Source organism: Kitasatospora sp. NPDC042419 (genome assembly GCF_056437345.1).
On the sequence record NZ_JBWKAW010000019.1, the window covers coordinates 103,745 to 130,336 of the forward strand.

Sequence of the window (26,592 nt, forward strand, 5' to 3'; positions counted from 1 at the left end):
TCACCTATCGCTCTCGGGACGGGCGCGGCGTCCGGCCGCCTGGCGCCGCCGGGCGCCGGCCAGGCGGCGGTTCTCCGCGCGTTGGCGCGCTTCGGGCCCGGGGGTCGGGGTCGGACCCTCCGGCCGGCTCAGGTACTCGGCCAGCGACGCGACCGTGGGGTGCTGGAACAGCTCGACCATCGACACCCGGTGCCCGGTGTCCGCGGCGAGCAGCGACCTCAGCTCGGCCATCAGCAGCGAGTGCCCGCCGAGGTCGAAGAAGTTGTCGTGGGCGCCGACCCGGTCGACCCCCAGCGCCTTGCGCCACAGCCCGGCCAGGGTGTGCTCCAGGCCGGCCGCGGGCGCCGTGAACCGGGCGCCCGGTTCCGGCCGGACGCCGCTCGGCTCGGGCAGGGCGGCGCGGTCCACCTTCCCGCTGGGGGTGAGCGGGAAGGCCACCAGGACTTCGAAGGCGGCGGGCACCATGTACGCGGGGAGTTGCCGGCGCAGGTGGCCGGCCAGCTCCGCGGGGTCGGGCGCCGGGGCACCCTCCGCCGTCAGGTGGGCCACCAGCCGGACGTCCCCGGCCCGGTTCGGCCGGGCCGTCACCACCGCCTCGCGCACCCCGGGGTGCGCGGCCAGCACGGCCTCGATCTCGCCGAGCTCGATCCGGAAGCCGCGCAGCTTCACCTGGTGGTCCAGCCGGCCCAGGAACTCCAGCACGCCGTCCTCGCGGAAGCGGGCGAGGTCCCCGGTCCGGTACAGCCGTGCCCCCGGAGCCGGGTCGAAGGGGTTCCGGACGAACCGTTCGGCGGTCAGCCCGGGCCGGTTCAGGTAGCCGCGGGCCAGGCCCCGGCCGCCGATGTGGAGCTCGCCGGGCACGCCGACCGGCACCGGGCGCAGCGACCCGTCCAGCACGTACACCCGGGTGTTGGCGATCGGCCTGCCGATCGGCACCGGCCGCCGGCCGTCCTCCTCGCGGCAGGTCCAGTGGGTGACGTCGACGGCCGCCTCGGTCGGGCCGTACAGGTTGTACAGCCGGGCCCGGGAGCGGGCCAGGAAGCGGTCCTGGAGGTCGCGCGGCAGCGCCTCGCCGCTGCACACCACCCGGCGCAGGCTGGTGCACTCCTCCACCGGCTCCCGGAGGAAGGCCTGGAGCATGGACGGCACGAAGTGCACCGTCGTCACCCGCTCCGCCCGGATGGTCCGCGCCAGGTAGTCGCCGTCCCGGTGGCCCTCCGGGCGGGCGAGGACGAGCGTGGCGCCGGTCGTCAGCGGCCAGAAGAACTCCCACACCGACACGTCGAAGGAGAACGGGGTCTTCTGCAGCACCCGGTCGGTGGCGTCCAGGCGGTAGGCGTCCTGCATCCACAACAGCCGGTTGCGGATCCCGGCGTGCACGTTCATGACGCCCTTGGGGGTGCCGGTGGAGCCGGAGGTGTAGATCACGTACGCGAGGTCCTCGCCGTCCACCGCGACCTGCGGGTCGTCGTCCGGCTCGTCGCCGGGCGCGGCCTCGAACTCCTCGACGCACAGCACCTCGGCCCCGGTCGCGGGCAGCCGCCCGAGCACCCCGCGCGAGGTGAGCAGCACCGGGACCCGGGCGTCCCGGACCATGTGCTCCAGGCGGGCGTGCGGGAGGTCCGGGTCCAGCGGCAGGTAGGCGCCGCCCGCCTTGAGCACCGCGAGCAGCGCCACCACCAGCTCCGGCGACCGCTCCAGGCCGACACCCACCACGACGTCCCGGCCGACGCCGAGCCGCAGCAGCCGGTGGGCGAGCCGGTTGGCGCGCCGGTTCAGCTCCCGGTAGCTCACGCCGCGCCCCTCGAAGCGCAGGGCCTGCGCCTCGGGGCGCCGCCGCGCCTCCTCCTCGAAGCACTGGTGGATCCAGCCCGTCTCCCCGGGCCAGTCCTGCGCGGTGGCGTTGAACTCCTCCAGGATCCGGTGGCGTTCGCCGTCCTCCAGCAGATCCAGCCGGTCGACCGGCCGCTCCGGGTCCGCCACCGCCTGTTCCGCCAGGCGGCGGAAGTGGACCGCCATCCGGGCGACGGTGGACTCGTCGAACAGGTCGCGGTCGTACTCGAACCAGCCGCTGAGCCCGCCGTCCCGGTCGAACGCCTGAAGCTCCAGGTCGAAGCGGGCCCCCTCGCTCCGGACCGGCATCCGGTCCAGCTCCGCGCCGCCCAGAGTGAGGTGCGGCACCGCCTCCCGGCCGTAGGCGAAGCTCGCCTGGTACACCGGCGGCCTGCTGAGGTCGCGCGCCGTGTTCAGCTCCCCGACCACCAGCTCGAACGGCACCTCCTGGTGCTCGTAGGCGCCGAGGCAGCCCCTCCGGACCCGGTCGAGCACCTCGGTGAAGGAGGGATCCCCGCCCAGGTCGGTCCTGATCGCCAGGGTGTTGACGAAGTAGCCGATCAGCGGCTCCAGTTCGGGCCGGTCGCGGACGGCCATCGGCACGCCCACCACGACGTCGTGCCGGCGGCTGTACCGGGACAGCAGGACGGTGAAGACGGCCAGCAGCGCCATGTAGGTGGTCGCGCCGTGCCGGTGGGCCAGCCGGCCCAGCTCCTGCATCAGCGGCTCGGGGAGTTCGACCGGCAGCGTGCCGCCGTTGAAGCCCTGGACCGCGGGGCGGGGCCGGTCCGTCGGCAGCTCCAGCGCCGCCGGTGCCCCGGCCAGGTGCTCCCGCCAGTACGCCAACTGCCCGGCCCACCGGCCCTCGTCCTGCCGCTCGCGCTGCCACAGTGCGAAGTCCCCGTACTGGATGGGGAGTTCCGGCAGCGGCGAGGGCCGGCCGGCGGCGAACGCCGAGTACAGGGCGGCGAGTTCGGACAGCAGGACCCAGACCGACCAGCGGTCCGAGACCAGGTGGTGCAGCGCCAGCACCAGCACCGACTCGTCGTCCGCGGTCCGCAGCAGCGTCATCCGGACCAGCGGACCGGCCTCCAGGTCGAACGGCTCGCCGACCGCCGCCCCGGCGATCCGCTCCTCCAGGGCGGCCCCGGTGAGCCCTTCCCGCCGCAGGTCGACCTCGGGCAGCTCCAGCGTCAGCCGGGGCCGCACCACCTGGGCCGGCCGGCCGTCGCGCAGCCGGAAGGTGGTGCGGAGGGTTTCGTGCCGCCGGACCACCTCGTTCAGCGCGTCCCGCAGCACCCGGGCGTCCACGGCCCCGCGGACGCGCACCGCGCCCGGGACCACGTACGCCGGGTTCTCCGGCCGGACCTGCTCCAGGAACCACATGCCCTGCTGGAACACCGAGAGCGGGAAGACGTCCTCGGCCGTTCCGTCGTCCGCGATCGGCGGGTCGGTGAGTTGCGGGTCGGTGAGTTGCCGGTCGGTGAGTCCGCGGTCCGCGAGCAGTTCGTCCAGCCGCGCCCGCTGCTCCGGGGAGAGGTCCGCCAGGCGCCGTTCGAGCTCAGTCATCGACCCGCTCCGCCCGCGCTGCCTGCTCCGCCTGCGGTGTGTGCTGCGCCTGCGGTGCGTGCTCGGCCTGGTCCGCTTCCGCCGGGGTTCGCGCCGGTTCCCCGGTCACCTGGTCCAGGAGCGCCAGCAGCTCCGCCGTCCGGTCCCCGGCCCGGGCCGCCCGCCGGATCGCCGGCCCCTCGTCGGCGTCCGCCCGCCCCTGCCCGGCCGGCGCGTCCTCCAGCTCGCCGGCCACCTGTTCGGCGAGGCTGCGGACGGTCGCGCCCTTGAGGAAGTCGGCCACGGTCACCTTGATCCGCAGCCGGCTCTGGATCTCGTTCCTGAGCTCCACGGCCATCAGCGAGTCCAGTCCGAGCCCGGACAGCGGCACATCGGGGTCGACGGTGGCGGCCCGCGATCCGAGGGCCGTCCGGACGCTGGACGTCAGCCGGGTGACGAGCGTGCCGACGCGGTCCCCGGCGGGCACCCGCAGCAGCTCCTCGGCCGTCGGGAGCCCGCTCGCCGCGGCCCGGCCGCCCGGTGCGCCGGGTACCCGGCGGGGCGCGGGCTGCCCGGCCGGGCGGGTGCCTGACCGGTCGGACGGTTCGGCGCGCGACGGTTCGGTCCGTGCCGGGGTCCGCGCCGAGCCGGGACGGGCCGGCTCGACCCGGCTCGGCGTCCGCCGCCCGGCGGGCGCGGTGCCTCCGCCGCCCGGCTCGTGCCAGCAGCGGGTGGCGGCGAACGGGTAGTGCGGCAGCGGCGTCCGCGAGCGGGCGTAGTCGCGGTCGAACCCGGCCCAGTCGACCTCGGCGCCGTCCGCGTACAGCCGGCCCAGGCTGCCGAGCAGGATCTCCCAGTCGTCGTACTTCGGGCGCAGACTGGGCAGCATCAGCACGTCGTCGCCGGTCAGGACCTCACGGACCAGGCCCAGCAGCGTCGGTGCCGGACCGACCTCCAGGAAGGTGCGGTACCCCAGGTCGTACAGGGCCCGGACCCCGTCGGCGAACAGCACCGGCTGCCGCGCGTGACGGAGCCAGTAGTCGGTGCCCAGCGGTTCGTCCCACGGCCACAGCCGGCCGGTCAGGTTGGACAGCAGCGGGATCCGGGGCGGGCCGAACGAGACCTCGTCCAGGGCCTTGCGCAGCGGCTCCAGGACCGGCTCGACCAGCGGTGAGTGCGAGGACGTGGAGATGCGCAGCCGCTTGACCTCCGCGCCGCGCGCGGCGAAGGACGCGCAGACCGCGTCGACGACCTCCCGCACACCGGAGACGGTGGTGTTGGCCGGGCCGTTCACGGCGGCGACCGAGATCAACGAGGCGTCGTACCGGGCGAGTTCCGCGGCGACCTCCTCCGCCGGGGCGGAGACGGCCGCCATGGCACCGGCCTCGGCGAGCTGTTGGAGCAGCCGGCCGCGTTCGGCGACCAGCCGCAGGCCGTCCTCCAGGGACATCGCCCCCGCGAAGCAGGCGGCGGTGTACTCGCCGAGGCTGTGGCCGATGACGGCGGCCGGCTCCACGCCCCACGAGCGCCAGAGCTCGGCCAGGGCGTACTCCACGGCGAAGAGGGCGGGTTGGGCGTACTCCATGCTGTTGATCAGCTCGGTGTCGCCGGGGGAGCCCGGTCCGCCGCCGGGCTGGAGGCCGTCGGGTTGGGGGCCGCCGGTGTGGAGGCTGCCCGGCCGCAGGCCGCCGGGTCGCAGGCCGTCTGGGTGGAGGACCGAGAGCAACGGCAGCGGCAGGACGTCCCGGAGGATCTCGTCGCAGCGGTCGACGGTCCGCCGGAAGGATGGCTGCGTCTCGTACAACCGCCGCGCCATGCCCGCCCGTTGGGGGCCCTGCCCGGTGAACAGGAAGACCGGTTCACCGGCCGCCCCGCCGGAGCCGTCGGCCGGGCCCGGCAGCAGCCCTTCCGCGGGGTCGTCGCGCACGAAGTCCGCCAGCCGGTCGGCGAGTTCCCTGGCGGACGCCCCCACCGCCGCGAGCCGGTGGGGGAAGTGCGAGCGGCCGGTGTTGGCGGAGAAGCACAGGTCGGCCGCCGCCCCGGGCTCCGCCGTCGCCAGCCGGTCCTGGTACCGCCGGGCGAGCTTCAGCAGGGCGGTGCCGTTCTTCGCCGACAGGGCCAGCACCGAGAGCGGGCGCCGTCCGTCCGGTTCGGCCGCCGGACGCTCCGGCGCCTGCTCCAGGATCAGGTGCGCGTTGGTCCCGCTGAACCCGAAGCTGCTCACGCCCGCCAGCCGCGGCGCCCCGTCGGACGCGCCGTCCGGCCACGGCGTGAGGCCGGTCGGCACGGCGAAAGGCGTCCCGTCGAAGGAGATGTGCGGGTTGAGCTCGCCGAAGTGCAGGTTGGGCGGGATCAGCCCGCGGTCGACGCAGAGCGCCGCCTTGATCAGCCCGGCGATCCCGGCCGCCGCCTCCAGGTGCCCGAGGTTGGTCTTCACCGCGCCCAGGTACAGCGGCGCTCCCTCCGCACGGCCGTAGACCTCGGCCAGCGCCGACACCTCGATCGGGTCGCCCAGCTTGGTACCGGCACCGTGCGTCTCGATGTAGCCGAGCCGTCCCGGCTCCGCCCCGGCGGCCGCCAGGGCGCGGCGGAACAGGTCGCGCTGGGCCGCTCCGTTCGGCGCGGTCAGGCCCGAGCTGCGCCCGTCCTGGTTGACCGCGGAGCCGCGGATCACCGCGAGCACCCGGTCGCCGTCCCGCTGCGCGTCCGACAGCCGCTTGAGCACCACCACGCCGCAGCCCTCGCTGCGGACGAAGCCGTTCGCCGCCGCGTCGAAGGTCTTGCAGCGGCCGTCGTCGGCCAGCATCTCCGGGAACTGCGAGAAGGAGATGGCGGCCTCGGGCGACAGCACCGCGTTCACCCCGCCGCTGACGGCCAGGTCGCACTCGCCGAGCCGCAGGTTCTGGCACGCCTGGTGCACGGCGACCAGGGACGAGGAGCAGGCGGTGTCCACCGAGACGCTCGGTCCGCGCAGGTCGAGCAGGTACGACAGGCGGCCGCTCGCGATGCTGTGCGCGATCCCGGTGCTCGCGTGGGCCGTGATGTCCTCCGGCTCGCGGAACAGCAGACCCGCGTAGTCGTTGCTGCAGATCCCCAGGAACACCCCGGTCCTGCTGCCGGCCAGCGCGTGCGGCGCCTGCCCGGCGTCCTCCAGGGCCTCCCAGGCGACCTCCAGTACCAGCCGTTGCTGCGGGTCCATGGACACCGCCTCGCGCCGGGAGATGCCGAAGAAGTCGTGGTCGAAGCGGTCGATGTGGTCCAGGAAGCCGCCCCAGCGGGTGCTGCTCTTCCCCGGCCGGCGCGGCTCGGGGTCGTAGAACGCCTCCACGTCCCAGCGGCCGGGCGGGACCTCGCCGATCGCGTCGGTGCCGCCGGCCAGCAGCTCCCAGTACGAGTCGGGGCCGGTCACCCCGCCGGGGAGCCGGCACCCCACGCCCACGATGGCGATCGGCTCGGACCGGGCCTGCTCGTAGGCGTCGATCCGGCGCTGCATTCGCTCCATCGTCAGGTAGGCGCGCTTCATCGCCGTCATCGACGCGGACCCGTCACCCCGCGCGCCGTCGTTCGGTGCGCCGCCGTTCGGTGCGCCGCCGTTCGGTGCGGCGCCGTTCGGTGCGGCGTGGTTCGGTGGGGTGCCGTTGTTCGGTGCGGCGGCGGGCGGCGTGCTGCCGTCCCGTGTGGTGTCGTCCCGTGTGGTCTGGTCCCGCGTGGTCATCGTCCCTGCCCCCGGTCGGTCGGATCGGCACTGGCGTCGAACTGCTCGGTCTTGGCGAGGAGGAGGGCTTCGAGTTCGCGCTCCGAGAGCTCGTCGAGATCGACCTCCGGCGCGGCGGCCGGCGACTCCCGGGGCTCCCGGACCGGCGGCGGGACGGCCGCCTCGGATGCCTTGGCGGCCTCGGTGGCCACGGCGGCCTCCAGCGGGATCCCCATCCGCTCGGCGAGGTAGGGCGCCAGCGCGTCCAGGGTGGGGTACTGCCACCCGAGCGTCGACGGCAGGCGCAGTCCGAGCGAGAGCTCCAGCCGCGAGCGCAGCTCCAGGGTGCGCATGGAGTCGAAGCCGAGGCCGGCGAGCGGCGCCGCGCTGTCGATCCCGGTGCTGTCGATCGCGGCGCCGTCCGGCGTGGACCCCTGCCCCCCGAGCACCCGGGCGGCCAGCTCCCGGCAGTGCCCGACCAGCAGGGCCCGGCGGCGCCGGCCCGGTTCGACCTCCAGCAGACGGCGGCGGATCGCCTCGCCGCCGTCCGCGTCCGGCGCGTCGCCGCCGGTCGTCACCCGGGCCACCACGGCCGGGCTGACCAGCAGCCGGCCGAGGGCGGCGACGCCCTCGCGGTTGACGCTCAGGGCGGGCAGCCCGAGCGCCCGGCGGTGCGCGGCCAGCGCGTCCAGGAAGGCGCCGCCCGGGGCCTCCCGGCCCGGCGGGGCGGCCGGGGCGCACAGCAGGAAGAAGTCCAACTCCCGTTCGGAAAGGGCCAGATGGAGTTGCCAGACGCCGGCGGCCAGGGCCGTGGTGGCGCGCACGAGGTCGTCGTCGGGTACCGGCACCGTGCCGTCGGGCACGGACCCGGCCGGGCCTTCCCCGGTGTGCACCACGCCGGCGAGGGGACGCGCCGGGGTGTCGAGCCCGGCCAGGAGGGCGGCGACGTCCTCGGGGCGGGTGAGGTCCGCGACGGGCAGTGCGACCTCGACGCCCCGGGAGCGCAGCTCGGCCACCGCGTCGGTGACCGCGTGGGCGTGGGCCATTGCTTCGGCCCCGGTGGCGGTCTCGGCCCCGGCCCCGGCCCTGGCCCCGGCCTCGGTCCCGGTGTCGGCGCCGGGCGAGGGGGCGCGGACCAGCACGATCCGGCGGGCGCCCAGCTCGGCCAGCTGCCGGGCCGCCTCCAGGGCCGCGGGCGTCGCCCCGCCGGTGACCAGGTAGGACGCTTCCGCCCGGACGTCCGGACGGGCCGGCGGCACCGCGATCTCCGGCACCGCGGCATCCGGCGACCCGTCAGGCCGGAGCACCAGCTTCCCGGTGTGCCGGCCCTGGGCCATCCGGGCGAAGACCTCCGCCGCCTCGGCGAACGGGCGGACCGTGACCGGCAGCGGGTCGAACTGCCCGTCGTCGAAGCCCCGCACCACCTCGTCGAACAGCTCGGCGAGCAGCGCCGGCTGCTCCCGGAAGGTGTGGTCCAGGTCGACGGCGAACAGCGAGCGGTTCTGCTTGAGGAAGCCGAGGCCGACCGGGCTGTCGTCGTGGATGTCGCGCTTGCCGAGCTCCACGAACCTGCCGCCCGGCGCCAGCAGGGCCAGGCTGCGCCGCAGCGCCTCGCCGGTCAGCGAGTTGAGCACCACGTCGACGCCGCGGCCGCCGGTGAGGCCGGCGATCTCGTCGGCGAAGGCCACCGACCGGGAGTCCATCACCCGCTCCACGCCCAGTTCGCGCAGGAGTTGCCGCTTCTCCTCCGTCCCGGCCGTCGCGAAGACCTCCGCGCCGCACCGCCGGGCCACCGCCAGCGCGGCCAGACCCACGCCGCCGGTCGCCGAGTGGATCAGCAGCTTCTCGCCCGCCCGCAGCCGGGCCAGGTGGCGCAGCCCGTACACGGCGGTGAGGAAGGCGACCGGGGTGGCCGCCGCCTGCTCGTCGTCCAGCGCGGCCGGGCGAGGTGCCACCAGGTGCGCCTCGGTGGTGGTGTAGGCCGCGAGCGCGGACGGCACCACCGCCATCACGCGGTCCCCGACCCGGAAGCGGTCGACGCCCTCGCCGACCGCGCTGATCCGGCCCGCGCACTCGACACCCAGCGGGACCGTGCCGGAGGCCCCCGGATAGGCGCCCATCGCCTTGAGCACGTCGCTGAAGTTGAGCCCGGCCGCCGCGACCTCGATCTCGACCTGGCCCGGTCCGGGCGGGGGCCGTTCCCACCGGGTCGGCGTCAGGCTCTCCAGGATGCCGGGCCGGACCGCCAGGATCCGGTGGTTGGCGTCCCGCCGCGGGTCGAACGGCCGCCGCTGCCAAGGTGGCTCGGTCCCGTCCGGGGAGTCCTGCGGAGTGTGGACGGGGGTGTACCGGACGGGGCCGCGCAGTGCGGTGCGCAGTGCGGTGCGCGGCTCGTCACCGGGGTGCGACAGGACGTCGAGGAGCACGTCGAGCAGCCGGCCGGCGTCGTCCCGGGCGGTGTCCGGGTCGAGGTCGACGAGGACGGGGCGGAGCCCGTGGTGCCCGGCCTCGGCCGCCTCGACCGGCCCCGTCAGCAGGGCCTGGGCGAGGGCGGGAGCCGGGTCCTGCTCGGTGACCCGGTGCGCGCCCCGGGTCAGCAGCGCGACCCGCGGCCCGCCGGGCAGCCCGTCGTGGGCGAACTCCCGGAGGAGCCGGAGGGCGGGGAGGACGAGGGCCTCCTGCCGCTCCGGTGCCGGGATCGGCCCGGGGCCTTGCGGGAACGGGCCGTCCGGGAGCGGGCCGTCGGCGGCGGTGGCGTCCAGGCCCCAGCCGTAGACCACCCCGGCGAAGGGCTCGTCCCCGGCGGTGCGCAGTTCCTTGAGCAGGGCGGTGAGGTCCTCCGGCCGCAGCGGGTCGATCTCGTGGCGGAGCAGGTCCGGGCGCTGGTGGCCCCGGCCCGGGGTGACGGTCACGCAACTGCCGTGGCGGGCGGTGATCTCGGCGCACAACGCCTCGCCCGCACCCGAGCGGTCGGCGAACAGCAGCCACCGGCCGGGCGCGCCGGCGGGCGGGCCGCCGGTGCCGTCCCCGCTCACCGTCCACTCCAGTGCGTGGAGGGCGTGGGCGGCCGGGCGGTCGGCGGGGGTGCCGGCCGGGGCTCCGGCGGTCCGGGACGCAGGCCCGGGCGTCGCCGTGGTGGCTGCGGTGACGGTGGTGGTTGCGGTGACCGTGCCGGCGGCGTCGGCCGTGGCGCCGGCGGGCGCGGGCGGACCGTCCGCCGGCTCGGGTGCGTGACGCCGGCGCTGCCAGGGGTAGTTCGGGAGGTCGACGACGGCCCGGGGCAGGACCCCGAACCCGCCGTCGGCGCCGTCCCACCCGCGGTCGCGGTCGGTGAGCACCACCCCGTCCGGGGTGCCGCCCCCGGCGAGTCCGTGGAGCGCCCGCAGTGCGGAGGCCCGGTCGGGGGCGGTGATTCGGGCCTGCCTGCGGTGCCGCGTGCGGCCGGAGCCCGCCGTGTACGCGAACGCCGGGTAGCTGTCGTCCGGCAGCTCCGCCAGGCGCCGGTGGAACCCGGCGGCGAGGGCACGGAGCGCCTCCGGCGTCCGCGCCGAGAGTTCGAAGCCGTCCACGGCGACCACGGCACCGGCCGCGCCCGTGCCTGTGCCGGTTCCCGCGCTCGCGCCCCGGGCCGGTCCCGCGCCCGCAACCGCACCCGCGCCTTCGCCCGCACCCGCGCCTTCGCCCTCGCCGTCCGCAGGGCCGAGGATGACGTGGGCGTTGGTCCCGCCCATCCCGAAGGCGCTGACCGCGGCATGACGGCCGCTCCGCTCCGGCCACGGCCGCAGCGCCGTCGGCAGCGTGATGCCGGTACCGTCCAGGTCGATCAGCGGGTTCAGGGTGGAGAAGTGCACCAGCGGCGGCACCGCGCGCCGCTGCAGGCACAGCACCGCCTTGACCAGCGCGACCACCCCGGCCGCGGACTCCGGATGGCCCAGGTTCGCCTTGACCGAGCCGACGGCCAGCGCGGCCCCGCCGTTACGGCGGCCCAGCGCGGTGGCGATCGCCTCCATCTCGATGGTGTCCCCGAGCGGGGTGCCGGTCCCGTGGGCCTCGACCAGCCCGATGTCGGCGGGGGCGAGTCCGGCGTCCGCCAGCGCCGCCTCGATCAGGGCGGCCTCCGACAGCACGTTCGGGGCTGTGAAGCCAGTGGAGCGACCGGTCTGGTTCACCGCCGAGCCCCGGACCACCGCGTGCACCCGGTCGCCGTCGCGCCGCGCGTCCTCCAGGCGCTTGAGGACCAGCACGCCGCAGCCCTCGCCGCGGGTGAAGCCGTTGGCCCGGGCGTCGAACGGGCTGCACCGCCCGTCCGGCGACAGCGTGCCCGCCAGCTGGTGCAGCCGGGTCGCGCGCGGCGAGAGCACCAGGTTCACCCCGCCGGCCAGTGCCACGTCGCACTCCCGGCGGGCGAGGGCCTGCCGGGCCAGGTGGACCGAGACCAGGGACGAGGAGCAGGCGGTGTCCACCGTGATGGCCGGACCGGCCAGCCCCAGCGCGTACGCCAGCCGGCCCACCGTGAAGCAGTGGCCGTTCCCGGCGGCCCAGTGGGTGTCCGGCTCCCCGCGGTGCCAGTCCCAGTACTCCTGCCCGGTGATGCCGACGAACAGCCCGGTCCGGGCCGCGACCAGCCGGTCCGGGGGGAGCGCGGCGTTCTCCAGGGCCTCCCAGGCGACTTCCAGCAGCAGCCGCTGCTGGGGGTCGACACCGCGGGCCTCCTCGGCGCTCATCCCGAAGAACTCCGCGTCGAAGTCCATGACCTCGTCCAGGAACCCGCCGACGTGCGGCAGCCGCTCCCACTCCGCGGCGAACGGCCCGCGGCGGGCGGCCGGCAGCGGGCCGACCAGGTCGCGGCCCTCCGCCAGCGCCGTCCAGTACCCGTCCGGGTCGGTGATGCCGCCCGGGAGCCGCAGGCCGATCCCGACGACCGCCAGCGGCCCGGTGCCGCTCGCGGCGTCCAGCTGCGCCCGCAGCTTCCGGACGGTGTCGAGCGCCCTGGTGAGCGGCGTGGGCGCGGCCGCGGTGGTGCCCCGTCCGGTGTCCACGGCGCCCTCTCGCTGTGCCTCCATGTCCTCAGCCCTCGCCGTCCGTGGCGGTGTCGGCGCCGGCGTCCTCGCCGGCCGCCGGGTCGCCGAGCAGCCGCTCCACCAGCACGGCGGAGAGCGCCCGGGCGGAGCCGTACGTCCACAGCAGGGTCGGCGACAGCCGCAGTCCGAACGCCGCCTCCAGCCGGTTGCGCAGTTCGAGCCCCATCAGCGAGTCCAGCCCGAGCGCCTTGAACGGCGTGTCCCGGTCGATCGCCTGGACGTCCAGCCGCAGCACCCGGCCGGCCAGCTCCTGCACCTTGGCCTCCAGGAGTTCCTGCCACCGGTCCTCCGGGGCGGACCGCAGTTCGGCGAGGAAGGCCGCCCCGGCCGTGGTGGCGCTCCCGCCGTGCCGGGCGAGCTCCCGCAGCGCGCTCCAGCTGTCCAGGGTCGCGGTGTCGGGGTACGCCTCCAGGTACTGCCGCAGGTCGATCGGCACGTAGGAGACCACCTGCTCGTCCCCGCCCAGGAACCCCTCCAGGGCCCGCCAGGCCTCCCCGGTGGTGAACCCGGCCATCCCGCGCTCCGCCAGCCGGGCACCCCGGTTGTCCTCCTGGGCGGCCAGCCCGACGTCGCTGAACGGCCCCCACTGCACGCTCAGCGCGGGGAGCCCGCGCCGCCGCCGGGCCACCGCGAGGGCGTCCATGAAGGCGTTGCCCGCCGCGTAGGCGGCCTGACCGGCGTTGCCGAACAGCGCCGCCGCCGAGGAGAACAGCAGGAAGAAGTCGAGCGGGTCGTGCTCGGTGGCCGCGTCCAGGTTGAGCGCGCCGTCCACCTTGGGGGCCAGCACCCGCCGCAGCTGCTCCGGCGTCAGGTTCAGGACGGTCGCGTCGTCCAGCAGGCCGGCCGCGTGCGCCACCCCGCGCAGCGGCGGCAGCTGTTCCCGCACCCGCCGCACCGCCGCCGGATCGGCGACGTCGGCCTCGAAGGTCTCGACCGTCACGCCGCGGGCGCGGATCGCCTCGATCCGTTCCACCGCCCCGGCCCCGGGGGCCGAGCGCCCGACCAGCGCCAGCCGGCCCGCGCCGCGCTCCGCCAGGAACTCCGCCAGCGAGAGGCCGAGGGCGCCGAGGCCACCGGTGACCAGGTAGGTGCCGTCGCCCCGGAAGCGGCCGTCCCGCAGCGGTTCGGGGGCCACCGAGGTGACCGTGGACGGGTCCGACAGCACGAACTTGCCGATGTGGTTGCCGCGCGACATCTCGCGCAGTGCCTCCGCCGCCTGCGCGAAGGGGTACCGCAGCAGCGGGAGCGCCGCCAGCTCGCCCGCGGTGACCCGCTCCCACACCTCGGCGAACAGCCGGGCGAACAGCGCGGGGCGGCGGGCGATCACGGCGGCGAGGTCCAGTGAGGCCAGGCTGATGCCCTTGCGGAACGCCCCCAGGCTCAGCGTCCGCTCGCCGTAGATGTCCTGCTTGCCGACCTCGACGAAGCGCCCGCCCTCCGCCAGGACCTCAAGCCCCAGCGGGATCGCCACGCCGGTCAGCGAGTTGAGGACCACGTCCACGCCGCGGCCGCCGGTCGCCTCGCGCACCCGGTCGGCCCAGGAGAGGTCCCGGGAGTCGAAGACGTGCCGGATGCCGAGCTCCCGCAGCCGGCGGCGCTTCTCCTCGCTGCCCGCCGTCGCGACGACCTCGGCGCCGAGCAGCCGCGCCACCCCGACCGCCGCCAGACCCAGGCCGCCGGCGGCCGAGTGGATCAGCACCGTCTCCCCGGCCTCCAGCCCGGCGAGGTGCCGCAGCCCGTACCAGGCGGTGATCGTCACCGCCGGGACCGCCGCCGCGGTGGCGTCGTCCATCCCCTCCGGCACCGGGTGCGCGTGGTCGGCGCGCACCGTCTGGTGCGAGGCGAGCGAGCCGCCGCTGGTGCAGGCGACGACCCGGTCGCCGGGGGCGAACCGCGACACGCCCTCACCCGTCCTGGTCACCACGCCCACGCCGTCCAGACCGAGCAGCCGGGCGTCGGCCGTCGGGTCGGGGTAGGTGCCCATCACCTTCATCACGTCGATGAAGTTCAGCGCGGCCGCCGTCACCGCGATCTCGATCTCGCCGGGGCCGGGGGCGCGCCGCTCCAGCGGGCGGAACGCCAGCCCGTCCCAGGTGCCCTGGCGGTCGGGGCCGAGCCGGAAGGGCTGCGGCCCGACGGTCCGCCAGGCGGGCCCGGCCTGGTCCGCCGCGGCCTCCGCCGCGCCCGGGCCCCGCACCAGCCGGCCGACCAGCCGTTCGCCGTCGCGCAGCACCACCTGGTCCGCGCCCTCGGCGGCGAGCAGCTCGGCGGCGCAGTCCGCCGGCCAGGCGCCGTCCGCCGACCCGGTGTCGACGAGCACCGGCCGCAGTTCGGGGTGCTCGCGGCGGAGCACCCGGCCGAAGCCCCAGTACAGGGCCGCCCCCGGGTCGCAGGCGCCGGCCGCGCCCGGCGCGGGCTGCGCGTCGGCCGTGACCACGGCCAGCCGGGGGACCACCGGACGGGCCGTGCAGGCGCGGACCAGCGCGGCCAGTGCGAGCAGGCCGTCCCGCTGGGCCTGCGGCCCGGCGTCGGCACGCGGCGCCAGGAACACCACTCCGACGGGATCGCTGCCGGGCTTCCCGACGGACTCCACGACGGACTCCCCGACGGGCTCGCCGGCCGGGGTGAGCGCCTGCTCCCAGGCCTCGGTCCGCGCCGCCGCCGCGCCGGTGAGCGTCCGGGCCAGGGCGGTGCCACCCGCCGCACCCGGCGCGCCGCCCAGCGCCTCCGCCAGCTCCCCGGCCGCCACACCGCCGGCGGCGTCCGTCGCGCACACCACCCACCGGCCGGGGGACACGTCGCCCTCCGGGCGCTCCTGCGGCCGGAACTCCAGCCGATGGACCCGGTCGGCGTCCGCGGCGGACGGGTCGGACGCGGCCGCGAGGCCCTGCATCCGCAGGCCTTCCAGCGTCATCAGCGGCCGGCGGTCCGCGTCGAAGAGGAACAGGTCGACCCGGCCTCCGTCGCGGCGCACCGCGTGCGACCACAGCGCCGTGACCGGCTCGGCGAGGTCCTGGTGCAGGTGGATGCGGTGCACCCCGACCGGAACGGCGGCCTCCTCACCCGGGAAGAGCGGGACGGACGCCTGGAGCGCCCCGTCCCACAGCGCCGGATGCAGCCGGTGCGGGAAACCGCCGGCCAGGCAGCCGTCCGGCAGCCGGACCTCGGCCAGGCTCTCCTCCGCCCCGCCGTACAGGCCCACCACGCCCTGGAACGCCGGACCGTAGTTCAGCCCGCGCGCCGCGCAGTCCGCGTAGAACTCCCCGGCCGGCGGGGCGTCCTGGCCCGGCAGGTGTGCGGGGAAGGACGGCAGCGCCGTCGCCGTGTCGTCCGCCAGCACCCGGGCCGAGGCGTGCCGTACCCAGCCGTGGGCGCCCGCCTCCAGCGAGGACAGCGTGAAGCTGCCGCCCCCGGTGAGATCGTCCCGCCAGCCCAGACCGACCGTCACCGGCTCCTCGGTGAGCGTCAGATCACTGTGGAAGGCGACGTCCGCGAGCGTCCGGTGCGGGCCGCCGGTCCGCGCCAGCGCCGTCCGCAGGGCCAGCTCCAGCATCCCGGTGCCGGGCAGCACCACCGCCTCGTACACCCGGTGGTCGCGGACCCAGGGGATGTCCGCCGGGGCCAGCTCCAGCGTCGCGTTCCAGGCGCCCTGCTCGGTCGGCGAGGGGATCAGCACCAGCTCGTCCGCGGCGCTGCCCGCGGTGCGCCGGCGGACCGTCTCCACCCAGTGCGAGCTGCGCTGCCACGGGTACGCCGGCACCGGCGCCCAGGCGGCCCGGGGCAGGCCGCCGAACGGTTCGAGGCCGCTGACGTACGCCCGCGCCAGCGCCTCCCGGACCATGGCCGCCGCGTCCTGGTCGCGCCGCAGGGTGGACAGCACCTGCGGGGGGACCGGGCGCTGCGCCGCCAACTGCTCCAGGGACGGCGCGAGCACCGGGTGCGGGCTGATCTCCACCACGTGGGTGACCCCGCCGTCGAAGAGCCGCTCCATCGCGTCGGCGAACATCACCGGCCGGCGAAGGTTGTCCATCCAGTAGCGGGCGTCCAGTTCGGGGCCCTCCACGGAGGCCACCCGCACCGTCGACATCAGCTCGACGCCGCCCCGGCGCGGCCGCACCGTCCGCAGGGCCGCCAGCAGGTCGTCCTCCAGCTCGTCCATCTGCGGGCTGTGCGAGGCGTAGTCCACGTTGACGAGACGGCAGAACGTCCCCTCGGCCTCCAGTAACTCCTGGAGCGCCAGCACCAGTTCGGTGTCACCGGAGAGCACGCAGCTGTTGGGCCCGTTGTTCACGGCGAGGGACACGCCCTCCTCGAAGCCGGACAGCGCGGCCTTCGCGGCGTCGAGGTCGAGGTCCACCGCCAGCATCCGGCCCTTGCCCGAGGTGCGCCGGGCGATGGCGCTGCGCCGGGCCACCACCATCGCGCCGTCCTCGTAGGAGAGGATGCCGGCCGCGGTGGCGGCCGTGACCTCGCCCTGGCTGTGGCCGACCACCACGTCCGGGACGACGCCCGCCGCCCGCCACACCTCGCACAGCCCCAGCGAGACCGCCCACAGGGTGGGCTGCAGCATGTCGATCCGCGACAGCCACTCCTCACCGGCCTCGCCCGAGACGACCCGGACCAGGTCCCAGTCGACGTACGGCTCCAGGGCCTTGGCACAGCGGTGGATCACCGCGGCGAACACCGGGTCGGAGGCGAGGAGTTCGCGTCCCATGCCGTGCCACTGGGAGCCCTGTCCCGGGAAGACGAAGGCGGTGCGGCCGCGGGTCGCGGCGCGCCCGGTGAACACGCCGGGCTCCTGCGCGCCGGGCTCGGCGGCGAGGAGTTCCAGCCGCGCGGCCGCCTCGGCGGCGTCGGCGGCGGTGAAGGCCGCCCGGACCGGGAACTGGTCGCGCTGCCAGGCCAGGGTGCCCGCGAGCGCGGGGAGCGGGACGGCGCCGTCGGCCAGCGCCGCGCGCAGGTCGCGGGCCCGCTCGGCCAGCGCCTGCTCGGAGTGCGCCGAGAGCGGCAGCAGCACCGGGGAGCCCGGGGCGGCTGCGGCGGTCTCCGGGGTGCTCCCGGGGCCGGCCGTCGGCGCGTCCGTCGGGGCGGGCTCGGGCGCCTTCGTCAGCACCACGTGCGCGTTGGTGCCGCCCCAGCCGAAGCTGCTCACCCCGATGAAGGCCTGCTCCTGCTCCGGGAGCCGCAGCGGCTCCCGCACCACCCGCAGGTTGAGCTCGTCGAACGCGATCCCGGGGTTGAGCTCGGCGGAGTGCAGGCTCGGCGGGACGACCCCGTGCCGCAGCGACAGCAGGGCCTTGAACAGCCCCGGGATCCCGGCGGCGGCCTCCAGGTGGCCGATGTTGGTCTTCACCGACCCGATCGGCAGCGGGCCCGCGCCCTCGCTGCGGGCCTGCCCGAGGACCAGGCCGGCCGCACCGGCCTCGATGGGGTCGCCGAGCGCGGTGCCGGTGCCGTGCGCCTCCAGGTAGGCCACCCGGTCCGCCGGGATGCCCCAGTGCCGGTAGGCGTCCCGGAGCAGCTGCTCCTGGCCCCGCGGGCTCGGCGAGACCACGCTCTGCCCGCCCCCGTCGTTGTTGACGGCCGTCCCCGCGATGACGCCGTGGATCCGGTCGCCGTCCGCCAGCGCGCGGGCGAGGGTCTTCACGTACAGGGCGCCGACGCCCTCGCCGCGCACGAAGCCGTTCGCGCCCGCGCCGAAGGCCTTGCAGCGGCCGTCCGGGGAGAGCCCGCCGAAGTGGGTGAGGCCGATCGACGCGGTCGGGTCGAGCATCAGGGCGACGCCGCCCACGATCGCGCCGTCGACCTCGCCGGCGCGGAGCGCCTGGGCGGCGAGGTGCGCCGCCACCAGCGCGGAGGAGCAGCCGGTCTCGACGACCAGACTGGGCCCGGTGAGGCCGAGGAAGTAGGAGACCCGGGCGGCGATCATGTCGAGCGCGTAGCCGGGTGCGGTGTGCTGGGTGACGCCGCTGCCGCTCTTGCGGCCGACGTGCTCGTAGTCGTGCCACCCCGCGCCCACGTAGACGCCGGTCCGGGTGCCGGCCAGCGTCCGGGCGGGCGCTCCGGCGTCCTCCAGGGCCTGCCAGGCGGACTCCAGCATCAGGCGCTGCTGGGGATCGAGCATCTCGGCTTCCCGGGGGGAGATCCCGAAGAAGGTGGCGTCGAACCGGTCGATGTCGTCGAGGAATCCGCCGACGGCCTGGATCTCCCGCTGGGGGTCGAGCTGCGCGGTGGCGTCCCAGCGGGTGGCGGGGACGGGACGGATGGCGTCGCCCTCCTCCGTCAGCAGGCGCCAGAAGCTCTCGACGTCCGGGGCTCCGGGGAACCGTCCTGCCATGCCGATGACGGCCAGGGCCTGCGTCGGGTCCTGGACCACATGATCTGCGTGCATGTCCTCTTCCTCGGGCGTCCGTGGTGAGCCGGCCCGGTCGTGGATCGGCTCCCGGTCTGCGGGTGCTCGGGCGGGCAGGTGCTCGGGTGGACAGGTGTCGGGGCGGGTGGGTGCTCGGGCGGGCGCTGGGGCGCTCGGGGCGGCGGGTGCCGAGGCGGTCGGTCGGCGGTCGGCAGGCGGCAAAGGGCAGTTGGACGGCGGACGGCGGACGGCGGACGGCAGGGCGGGCCGGTGCGGCCGTCCTGCGCCGGGCAGGGGAGTGCCCGGAGCGCGCGGCGGGTGAGGGTCGTCGCGTGCGGGGGACGGCGGCCCGGTTCGGCCCGGTCGGGTGGCGCCGGCGGACGGGGCGCCGGTGGGTCGGCGTACCCGTACGGGGCGGTGCGGACGGCGGAGGGTTGGTCACGGGACGGGCGACGGGACGGGGCGGCGGAACGGGCGACGGGACGGGTGACGGACCGGCGTTCGCGGGCCGAGCGCCGCTACGGCAGTCGATCACCAGTGCGCATGGTGGTCCCGGCCGGCTGCGGCGGACAAGGCTTTGACCAGCTTTTACTGACACTTGTCACGTCCCTGCGCCGCGGAGGACGGTCGGCCCGGGGAGGCGGGATAAGTTGAAGGGTCACGGAATGACACGCGTAGACCCACGAGTCCTGCTGAGGACATGTCCGCTCGCGGACGTCCGGATCCGTCGACGGGACCGGACGGCCGGCCGCACACTTGGGCGCGGGCCGAATCGATCACCATGAGTTCCGTTCACAGGATCCCAGGGGGGACCTAGTGATGACCGTTCGTGTGTTGATAGCCGACGAGCACCGGCTTCCCCTGGAGGCGATCGCCGAGGTGCTCGCGTCGGTGGCGGACTTCGAGGTCGTCGGCGCGGTGAGCCGGAGCACCCTGATCGTCCCGGTGGCGGTGCGCCGACGACCCGACGTGGCCGTCCTGGGGATGGGGACCGCGCAGGGCGGCTTCCGCCTGGTGCGCGAACTCGGCCAGCGGCTGCCCGACTGCCGGGTCGTCATCATGACGGCACGGCCCACCCGGGCCCTGGTGGACCGTGCCGTGTCGGCGGGAGTCCTCGGGGTCATTCCGAAGCAGACGAGGATCCCGCGCCTGGTCGACGCCATCCGGGACGCCGCCGCCGGCGGCCGGACGACCGGCTCCGCGCGGCCGTTCCACCCGGCGCCGGTCGCCGACCAGGTCCTGAGCAACCGGGAACGGGAGATCCTCCGGCTCACCGCGACGGGGGCCTCGGTGAAGGAGGTGGCCCGCGAGCTCTACCTCGCGGCGGGAACGGTGCGCAACCTCACCTCGTGCGCGATGCGGAAGCTCGACGGGAGGAACCGTTTCGACGCCGCACGGATCGCCTTCGAACGGGGGCTGCTGTAGGAACGGCGCCCGTCGTCGTCCGGAGCGGAGGAGCGGACGGGGTTCACGGCGCCACCGCATCCTGTTCGAGGAGTCCGAGCCGGGTCGCGCGCACCATGGCCGTGAGCCTGTTGTCGGTCTCCAGGACGCGCAGGATCTCGGCGACGAAGCGCCGCACCGTCCGGTCGGAGTACCCGAGGTGCCGGGCGATGGACTTGTCGGTGGCCCCGGCGGCCATCATGCGCAGCACCAGCCGGTGCGTGTCGGTGAGCGCCGGCGCCGAGCCGGGGCTCCGCCGCCGGCGGGTGTACGGCGTGGCCGTGGACCAGCTGTGCTCGAAGACGCGGGAGAGGATCTGGGCGAGCAGGCCGCCGTTGATCACCACGTTGCGGCGCAGTCCTTCGAGTTGTGACTGGGTGACGACCTTCTCCTGGTCGAGGATGACCAGGCGCAGCGGGAGCGATTCGGTGGTGCGTACCTCGGCGCCGGACTCCTGGAGCACGTTGACGTACTCGACGGCGTCCGGACTGTCGAGGGCCGAGGAAGGGGCCATGAGCCGGTAGCGGACTCCGCGTCTGAGCAGCTCGACGTCCTCGCGGAGGCAGAGCCGCAGGGGTTCTCCCTCGGCCAGGCTGGGCAGCATCAGGGACACCTCGTACCTGCTGGCGGCGTGCAGGTCGCCGAGTCTTCGGCGCAGTTGGCTGCCGGGGGCGATCACCTCGACCGCCAGGCCCTCGCGCTCGGACGTCGGCATGGTCAGGAACCCGTTGGTCAGGTCGGCGATCAGCTCGTTGGCGCGGGTGAACTCGGCGATGCGTTCCTGCTGGTCGGCGAACAGGCGTCTCAGCGCACTCTGCGGAGTGGCGACCGGAGTGGTCGAGTCCTGTTCGAGGAGGCCGTTCCCGGCCAGCCACTCCACGGCTTCGTGGACCTCGTCGAGTCCGATGCCGAGGTTCTCGGCGATTTCTTCCTGGCATATGCCGCCGTTCTCGGTGCGGAGAAGTGAGTGGTACACGCGGTACGCGAAGCGAGCGCCGATCTCGGTTGCCGCGGTCATCGCCTTGTACTCCAGCCGTAGACACGGATCATGAGCGGGAACGTGTGGGGTGAGCCACAAGGAAATCCAGAGGCGCCTGGGTCTCGGCTGGCGACATTACTTGAACCACTTCACGGGTGGTCAAGGGGGCGCAGGTGCGGGCCCGGTCGTGCGACGGGCGGGAGAACGGCCGAATGCCGGGCAAGTTCCCAGGTCAGCGGCCATGCGTATGCGGCGGGGCCGGAAGTGACGGGAAATGGGTCGCATACTGCCGGGGGTCATTCGGGGGCCAAAGCGGTCGCACTCGGAGATCGGGTTCCTGCTACCCGCCGATTCCGGTCCGGAAATTGACTACATACGGTGACCGGCATCGCGTCATGAACATCGGGGTTCCGGTACTGAATGACATAATCCGGTCGCGTTCTCCGGCCGTTGGGCGGACTTTCCGATTCCGTCAAGGCGCCATCCGCTGTCAGGACTTCCGGTCGGCGCCGCCCCTCGACCCCTCCCGCGCCCGCGGGCCGGCCCGCGTGGGGCCCTCCCCTCGCCGTGGATCACCCACGCACGGTGACCGCCCTCCGGAAGGGCCTCTCCCTCACGTCGCTTCGTTCACCCTCGGGCGCCGACCGCGCGGGGCAGGGTCACGGCCCGCTGCGTCGGGCGAGGAGCTTGCCGGCCTCCCACAGGAGCAGGAGGGCGACGGGCGCCAGCAGGGCCCAGCCGAACTGGGGGAGGGTGATCTCGGTGGTGCCGAGGATGCGCTGGAAGGCGTCCATCTGGGTCACCAGGACCGCCAGGACGAACTCCGCGAGGGCCGCCAGGTTCATCGGCCTGCTGTCGAACGAGGTGACCGCCAGAACGGTGGCGCGTTCGCTGCGGCACTCGTAGGCCGCCACGATCAGGCTGAGCGCGAATGCGGTGAAGGCGATCGAGTTGCCGGTCTCCAGGCTTCCGTAGTGGTGCTCGCCCAGCTTGATCAGCAGGAGCAGGGCGACGGTGACGGCGAGTCCGCTGAGTCCGACGGTGAGCATGACGGACCTGGTGAGCAGGGATTCGCCGCGAGGGCGCGGGGTCCGCCGCATCAGGCCGGGGCTGGCGAGGTCGAAGCCGAGGGCGAATCCGAAGGGCGCGTTGACCACGAAGTGGATCCACAGCACCTGCGGCGGGGTGAACGGTTCGCCGGCGGCGATGTCGAACACCGCCGCGCCGAGGAAGGTCAGGACGAAGGTGACCAGGAGCATCAGGACGAAGCGGATGTACTTGGTGAGGTTGTCGTAGAGCTTCCGCCCCTCCTCGACGGCGTACACGATGGTGGCGAAGTTGTCGTCGGAGAGGATCATCCGGCCGGCGTTCTTGGCGACGTCGGTGCCGCTGCCCATGGCGATGCCGATGTCGGCGGCCTTGATGGCGGGTGCGTCGTTGACGCCGTCGCCGGTCATCGCGACGACGTCGCCCTTCTTCTTGAGCGTGTCGGCGAGCAGGACCTTGTGTTCGGGTGCGACCCGGCCGACCACCCCGATGCCGTCGATCCGGGCGAGCCGCTCGTGCTCCGGCATGGCGGCGAAGTCCGCTCCGAGGATCGCCCCGCCGGGGATGCCGAGCTGCCGCGCGATGGCCTCCCCGGTGGTGACGTCGTCACCGGTCACCATGCGGACCCGGATGTGGGCGGCCTGGGCGCTGGCCACGGCGTCCTTGGACTCCGCTCGGGGCGGGTCGACCATGCCGACCAGGCTGGTAATCCGTAGATCGGTGACGAGTGCGAGCAGGTCACCGCCCGGGTCGAACTCCGCCGGGTCCAGGTCGCGTTCGGCCGCGGCCATCACCCGGCGGCCTTCGCCGCCCATCCGCTCGGACTCCCGCTCGGCGCGGGCGTTCAGTCCGCCGTCCCAGGGGACGGTCCGGCCGTCGGCGAGCGCGGCGGTGGCGCGGGCCATGACGGCGGGCGCCGCGCCCTTGACGAAGCAGCGGACCACCGGTCGGCCCGCCGCGTCCACGGTCGAGGTGAAGACGGCCATCAGCTTGTACTCGGGGTCGAACGGCAGTGTGGCGAGCCTGGGGTGGCGCTCCCGGGTGGTGTCGATGTCCAGGCCGGCCTTGTGGCCGAGGACGAGCAGCGCCCCCTCGGTCGGGTCGCCGACCACCGTGCCGTCGACCAGCTCGGCGTCGCTGGCGATCAGGTACGGCAGGATGGCGTCCTCGATGCCCGCCGAGGAGCCGGCGGCGTGGTGGATCCGCCCCTCCAGGCCGTAGCCGCTGCCCGAGACCGTGTAGCGGTCGGTGGGGCTGAGGACCTCGACGACGGTCATCTGGTTCATCGTCAGGGTGCCGGTCTTGTCGGAGTTGATGGCCGAGGTGAAGCCCAGGGTCTCCACGGACGGCAGTTCCTTGACGATGGCGTTGCGTTTGGCGAGGTTCAGGCTGCCGACCGAAAGGATCACCTGGGTGACGGTGGGCAGGGCCTCGGGGATGGCGGCGACGGCCAGCGAGACGGCGCTGACGAACAGGGCGTCCCAGGCCTGGTCGCGGCTGCGGCCGAGGGCGAACATCACCACCATGGTCAGGCCGGCCGCCGCCGCGATCCACAGCGTCAGGGTGTTGAGCTCCCGGGTGAGCGGTGTCTGCTCCTTCTCCGTGGCCGAGAGCATCCCGGAGATCTTGCCCAGCTCCGTCCCGGCGCCCGTCCCGGTGACGATCAGCAGACCGCTGCCGTGGGTCACCGGGGTGTTCATGAACGCCATGGTGGACTGGTCGCCGGGGCCGAGCCGGTCGCCCGTCAGGGTGCCCGCGTCCTTCAGCGCCGGCACGCTCTCGCCGGTCAGCGCCGACTCGTCGATCTGCAGCGAGCTGGCCCGGACGATCCGCCCGTCCGCGGGGACGGTGTTTCCGGCGGCGATGAGCACGACGTCCCCGACCACCAGCTGTTCGGCCGGGACCTCCGCCTCGACCCCGTCCCGCCGGACCCGGGCGGTGGTCTTCATCATCGACCGCAGCGCGTTCATCGCGCTCTCGGCCTTGCCCTCCTGCCGCAGGCCGACGACCGCGTTGAACAGCGTCAGGACGATCAGCAGGATCGCGGTGCTCCACTCCTTGATCGCCAGCGCCACCACCGCCGAGGCGACCAGGATGAGCTGCATGTAACTGCGGTACTGGTCGAGGAAGCGCAGCCGGCCCGGCCGCGCACGCTCCTCCGGCAGCGCGTTCGGGCCGTCCGCGGCGAGCAGCTCCGCCGCCCGGGCGGCGGAGAGCCCGACCTCCGGGTCCACGCCGAGCCGTGCCGCCACCTCCTCGGGAGGTGTCGCGTACCAGGGCCGCATGGCCGGGCCCGCGTCCGGCGGGTCAGTCTGTGCCACCGTGCCCGTCCCTCCGATGCGTTGTGTTCCGCACGACGGGTCGGCCGGCCCGGTGGTCAGCCACGATGCCCGGTCCGGTGCTCGGACGCGTACGGGTCGCGCTCGGCGCCCTCGGGGGCCTGCTGCTCCAGCAGCCGCTTGGCGGTGCGCAGTCCCTTGCGGGCCTTCTTGCCGACGACCGGGTACCTGGGGTCGATCTCCATCAGTGTGTGCGCGAGGACCGCGGCGGCGCAGATGCGCGCGAACCACTTGCGGTCGGCCGGCACGACGTACCACGGCGCCCACGGGGTGCTCGTCGCCGAGAGCATCTCGGAGAAGGCGCGCTGGTAGTCGTCCCAGCGCTCGCGTTCGCGGAGGTCCGCCGCCGAGAACTTCCAGTTCTTCTCCGGCAGGTCGATCCGCTTCAGGAAGCGGATGCGCTGCTCCTCCTCGGAGAGGTTCAGGAAGACCTTCACGACCCTGATCCCGTTGTCGTGGAGGTAGCGCTCCCAGTCGTTGATCTCCCGGTAGCGGCGCTCCCAGACGTCGCTCCCCTTCGCCTCTTCGGGCAGCCGCTGGCGGTCGAGGTTCTCGGGGTGCACCCGCACCACGAGGACCTCCTCGTAGTGCGAGCGGTTGAAGATCGCGATGTCCCCGCGGGCCGGCAGACGCCGCGCGTAGCGCCAGAGGTAGTCGTGGTCGAGCTCCTCGGCGGAGGGCACCTTGAAGCTGCTGACGTGCACGCCCTGCGGGTTGACCCCGCTCATGACGTGGCGGATCGTCCCGTCCTTCCCGCCGGCGTCGATCGCCTGGAGGCAGAGGAGCACACCGTACGTGTCCTGGGCGGCCAGCTTCGCCTGGTACTCGGCGAGCAGGGCGACGCCGGTGCGCAGCAACCCGGCGCCGTCGCGTTTCTTCAGCCGTGCCTTGTAACGGGGGTCGAAGTCCTCGGCGAGGTCCACCCGTGAGCCCGGCTCCACGCGCAGTGGCTCGATGAACTTCGCGATCCGCCTGGCCTGCTCGTGCGCCATCGCCGACACCGCCTCCTCTCGGTCACGACGGGTCCGGGCGGCCCGCCCCGGCCCCTGCGGCAGCCGTCGGCGAGGTCTGCTCCCGGTCCGGCGCCCGGCTGCTTCTCCCACCGTGGTGGCCCGGCCCGCCGTCCGGCGGACGTCGTACCTGCCAGCGTCCGGCCCGGCGGCGGGGCCGGCAAACCGGGTACCGCCGTCCGGGCGTCCGTCCGCCCTGCTCGGCGCCGGTGGTCCGCAGCGCCCCGGGGCCCCGTCGGGTCATGACTCCTCGTCGGGGGTGCGGAAGGTGCGGCGGTAGCTCTGGGGTGTGGTTCCGACGCGGCGGGCGAAGTGATGGCGGAGGTTGTCGACGGTGCCGAATCCGGCGCGTCGGGCGATGGCGGCGACCGGTTCGTCGGTGGCCTCCAGATGCTGCTGGGCGAGGAGGACGCGTTGCCCGGTGAGCCATTGCAGGGGTGTGGTTCCGGTCTCCTGCTGGAAGCGTCGGGCGAAGGTGCGCGGGGACAGGTGGGCGCGGCGGGCCATCGCCTCGACGGTCAGCTCCTGGTCGAGGTTGGCCTCGATCCACGCGAGGACGGGGGCCAGCGAACCGGTCCCTTCCCGGGGTTGGGGGCGTTCGCGGTACTGGCGCTGGCCGCCCTCCCGGTGCGGGGGCGCCACCATGCGGCGGGCGATCGCGTTGGCGACGGCGCTGCCGTGCTCCTTGCGGACGATGTGGAGGCAGGTGTCGACGCCCGCCGCAGTGCCGGCTCCCGTGACGACCGGGTCCTCGTCGACGTAGAGGACGTCCGACTCGACCCGGGCCAGGGGGTGGCGGCGGGCGAGTTCGGCGGTGTACCGCCAGTGGGTGGTGCACCGCCGTCCGTCCAGCAGGCCGGCCTGGCCCAGGAGGAACGCGCCGGTGCAGATGCTGAGGATGCGGGCGCCCCGCTCGGCGGCGGCACGCAGTCGGGCGGCCACGTCGTCCGGCTGCCGTTCCCCCAGGTCGTAGGCCGGGACGCAGATGAGATCCGCGGATGCCAGGCGTTCGGGGCCGTGCGGGGCCCGGATCTCGAAGCCGTGGCGGGTGCTGATGCTGCCGCCGCTCGCCGAGACGAGGGCGAAGTCGTAGCGGGGCAGCCCGTCGTCGCTGCGGTCGATGCCGAACACCTCGCAGAAGATGCCGAGTTCGAAGGCGTGGGCGCCGTCGAGGGCGAGGACGGCGACATCTCGCAGCATCGGCTCCGGGTTCCTCTCGTCGTCGAGGTGCTGGCAGGAATTTCAGCCTATCTGTCATTTCTGCCA

Annotated in this window: 9 protein-coding genes; 1 reads left to right on the forward strand and 8 read right to left on the reverse strand. The window is 74.8% G+C overall.

Going from position 1 to position 26,592, the window contains the following annotated elements; genetic code table 11:
• The 4 genes from AC067J_RS29470 to AC067J_RS29485 are packed head-to-tail and all read right to left on the reverse strand — an operon-like array spanning window position 1 to window position 18,547.
• Window positions 1-3,402, reverse strand: coding sequence for an amino acid adenylation domain-containing protein (locus tag AC067J_RS29470; RefSeq protein ID WP_478304250.1), 3,402 nt, complete (start codon window positions 3,400-3,402; stop codon window positions 1-3).
• Window positions 3,395-7,096, reverse strand: a complete 3,702-nt coding sequence (locus tag AC067J_RS29475; protein ID WP_478304251.1) for a type I polyketide synthase — start codon at window positions 7,094-7,096, stop codon at window positions 3,395-3,397. Before AC067J_RS29475 ends, AC067J_RS29470 begins: the two co-directional genes overlap by 8 nt.
• Window positions 7,093-12,138: a beta-ketoacyl synthase N-terminal-like domain-containing protein gene (locus tag AC067J_RS29480; RefSeq protein WP_478304253.1), complete on the reverse strand. Its 5,046-nt coding sequence runs from the start codon at window positions 12,136-12,138 to the stop codon at window positions 7,093-7,095. The genes AC067J_RS29475 and AC067J_RS29480 overlap by 4 nt, the downstream gene beginning before the upstream one ends.
• 4 nt (window positions 12,139-12,142) lie before the next feature.
• Window positions 12,143-18,547: an SDR family NAD(P)-dependent oxidoreductase gene (locus AC067J_RS29485; protein WP_478304255.1), complete on the reverse strand. Its 6,405-nt coding sequence runs from the start codon at window positions 18,545-18,547 to the stop codon at window positions 12,143-12,145.
• A gap of 780 nt (window positions 18,548-19,327) precedes the next feature.
• On the opposite strand from AC067J_RS29485, the gene AC067J_RS29490 reads away from it, so the two are divergent.
• The gene (locus tag AC067J_RS29490) at window positions 19,328-19,933 is read left to right on the forward strand and encodes a response regulator transcription factor (protein ID WP_478304257.1); all 606 of its coding nucleotides are present in this window, start codon (window positions 19,328-19,330) and stop codon (window positions 19,931-19,933) included.
• 43 nt (window positions 19,934-19,976) lie between these two features.
• On the opposite strand, the gene AC067J_RS29495 is transcribed toward AC067J_RS29490, so the two are convergent.
• The 4 genes from AC067J_RS29495 to AC067J_RS29510 all read right to left on the reverse strand — a co-directional run bounded on the left by AC067J_RS29495 (window position 19,977) and on the right by AC067J_RS29510 (window position 26,526).
• Window positions 19,977-20,969, reverse strand: a complete 993-nt coding sequence (locus AC067J_RS29495; RefSeq protein WP_478304259.1) for a helix-turn-helix transcriptional regulator — start codon at window positions 20,967-20,969, stop codon at window positions 19,977-19,979.
• A 620-nt stretch (window positions 20,970-21,589) separates the two neighbouring features.
• Window positions 21,590-24,262, reverse strand: a complete 2,673-nt coding sequence (locus tag AC067J_RS29500) for a cation-translocating P-type ATPase (RefSeq protein ID WP_478304339.1) — start codon at window positions 24,260-24,262, stop codon at window positions 21,590-21,592.
• Window positions 24,263-24,354: 92 nt separating this feature from the next.
• Window positions 24,355-25,308, reverse strand: coding sequence for a polyphosphate kinase 2 family protein (locus AC067J_RS29505; protein WP_478304261.1), 954 nt, complete (start codon window positions 25,306-25,308; stop codon window positions 24,355-24,357).
• A gap of 258 nt (window positions 25,309-25,566) precedes the next feature.
• Complete coding sequence (locus tag AC067J_RS29510) at window positions 25,567-26,526, reverse strand: GlxA family transcriptional regulator (RefSeq protein WP_478304262.1); 960 nt, start codon at window positions 26,524-26,526, stop codon at window positions 25,567-25,569.
• Window positions 26,527-26,592 lie beyond the last annotated feature (66 nt).

Coding starts and splice junctions, on each gene's coding strand:
- AC067J_RS29470 (WP_478304250.1), bottom strand. CDS start 3,402: ATGACTGAGCTCGAACGGCGCCTGGCGGACCTCTCCCCGGAGCAGCGG.
- AC067J_RS29475 (WP_478304251.1), bottom strand. CDS start 7,096: ATGACCACGCGGGACCAGACCACACGGGACGACACCACACGGGACGGC.
- AC067J_RS29480 (WP_478304253.1), bottom strand. CDS start 12,138: ATGGAGGCACAGCGAGAGGGCGCCGTGGACACCGGACGGGGCACCACC.
- AC067J_RS29485 (WP_478304255.1), bottom strand. CDS start 18,547: ATGCACGCAGATCATGTGGTCCAGGACCCGACGCAGGCCCTGGCCGTC.
- AC067J_RS29490 (WP_478304257.1), top strand. CDS start 19,328: ATGACCGTTCGTGTGTTGATAGCCGACGAGCACCGGCTTCCCCTGGAG.
- AC067J_RS29495 (WP_478304259.1), bottom strand. CDS start 20,969: ATGACCGCGGCAACCGAGATCGGCGCTCGCTTCGCGTACCGCGTGTAC.
- AC067J_RS29500 (WP_478304339.1), bottom strand. CDS start 24,262: ATGCGGCCCTGGTACGCGACACCTCCCGAGGAGGTGGCGGCACGGCTC.
- AC067J_RS29505 (WP_478304261.1), bottom strand. CDS start 25,308: ATGGCGCACGAGCAGGCCAGGCGGATCGCGAAGTTCATCGAGCCACTG.
- AC067J_RS29510 (WP_478304262.1), bottom strand. CDS start 26,526: ATGCTGCGAGATGTCGCCGTCCTCGCCCTCGACGGCGCCCACGCCTTC.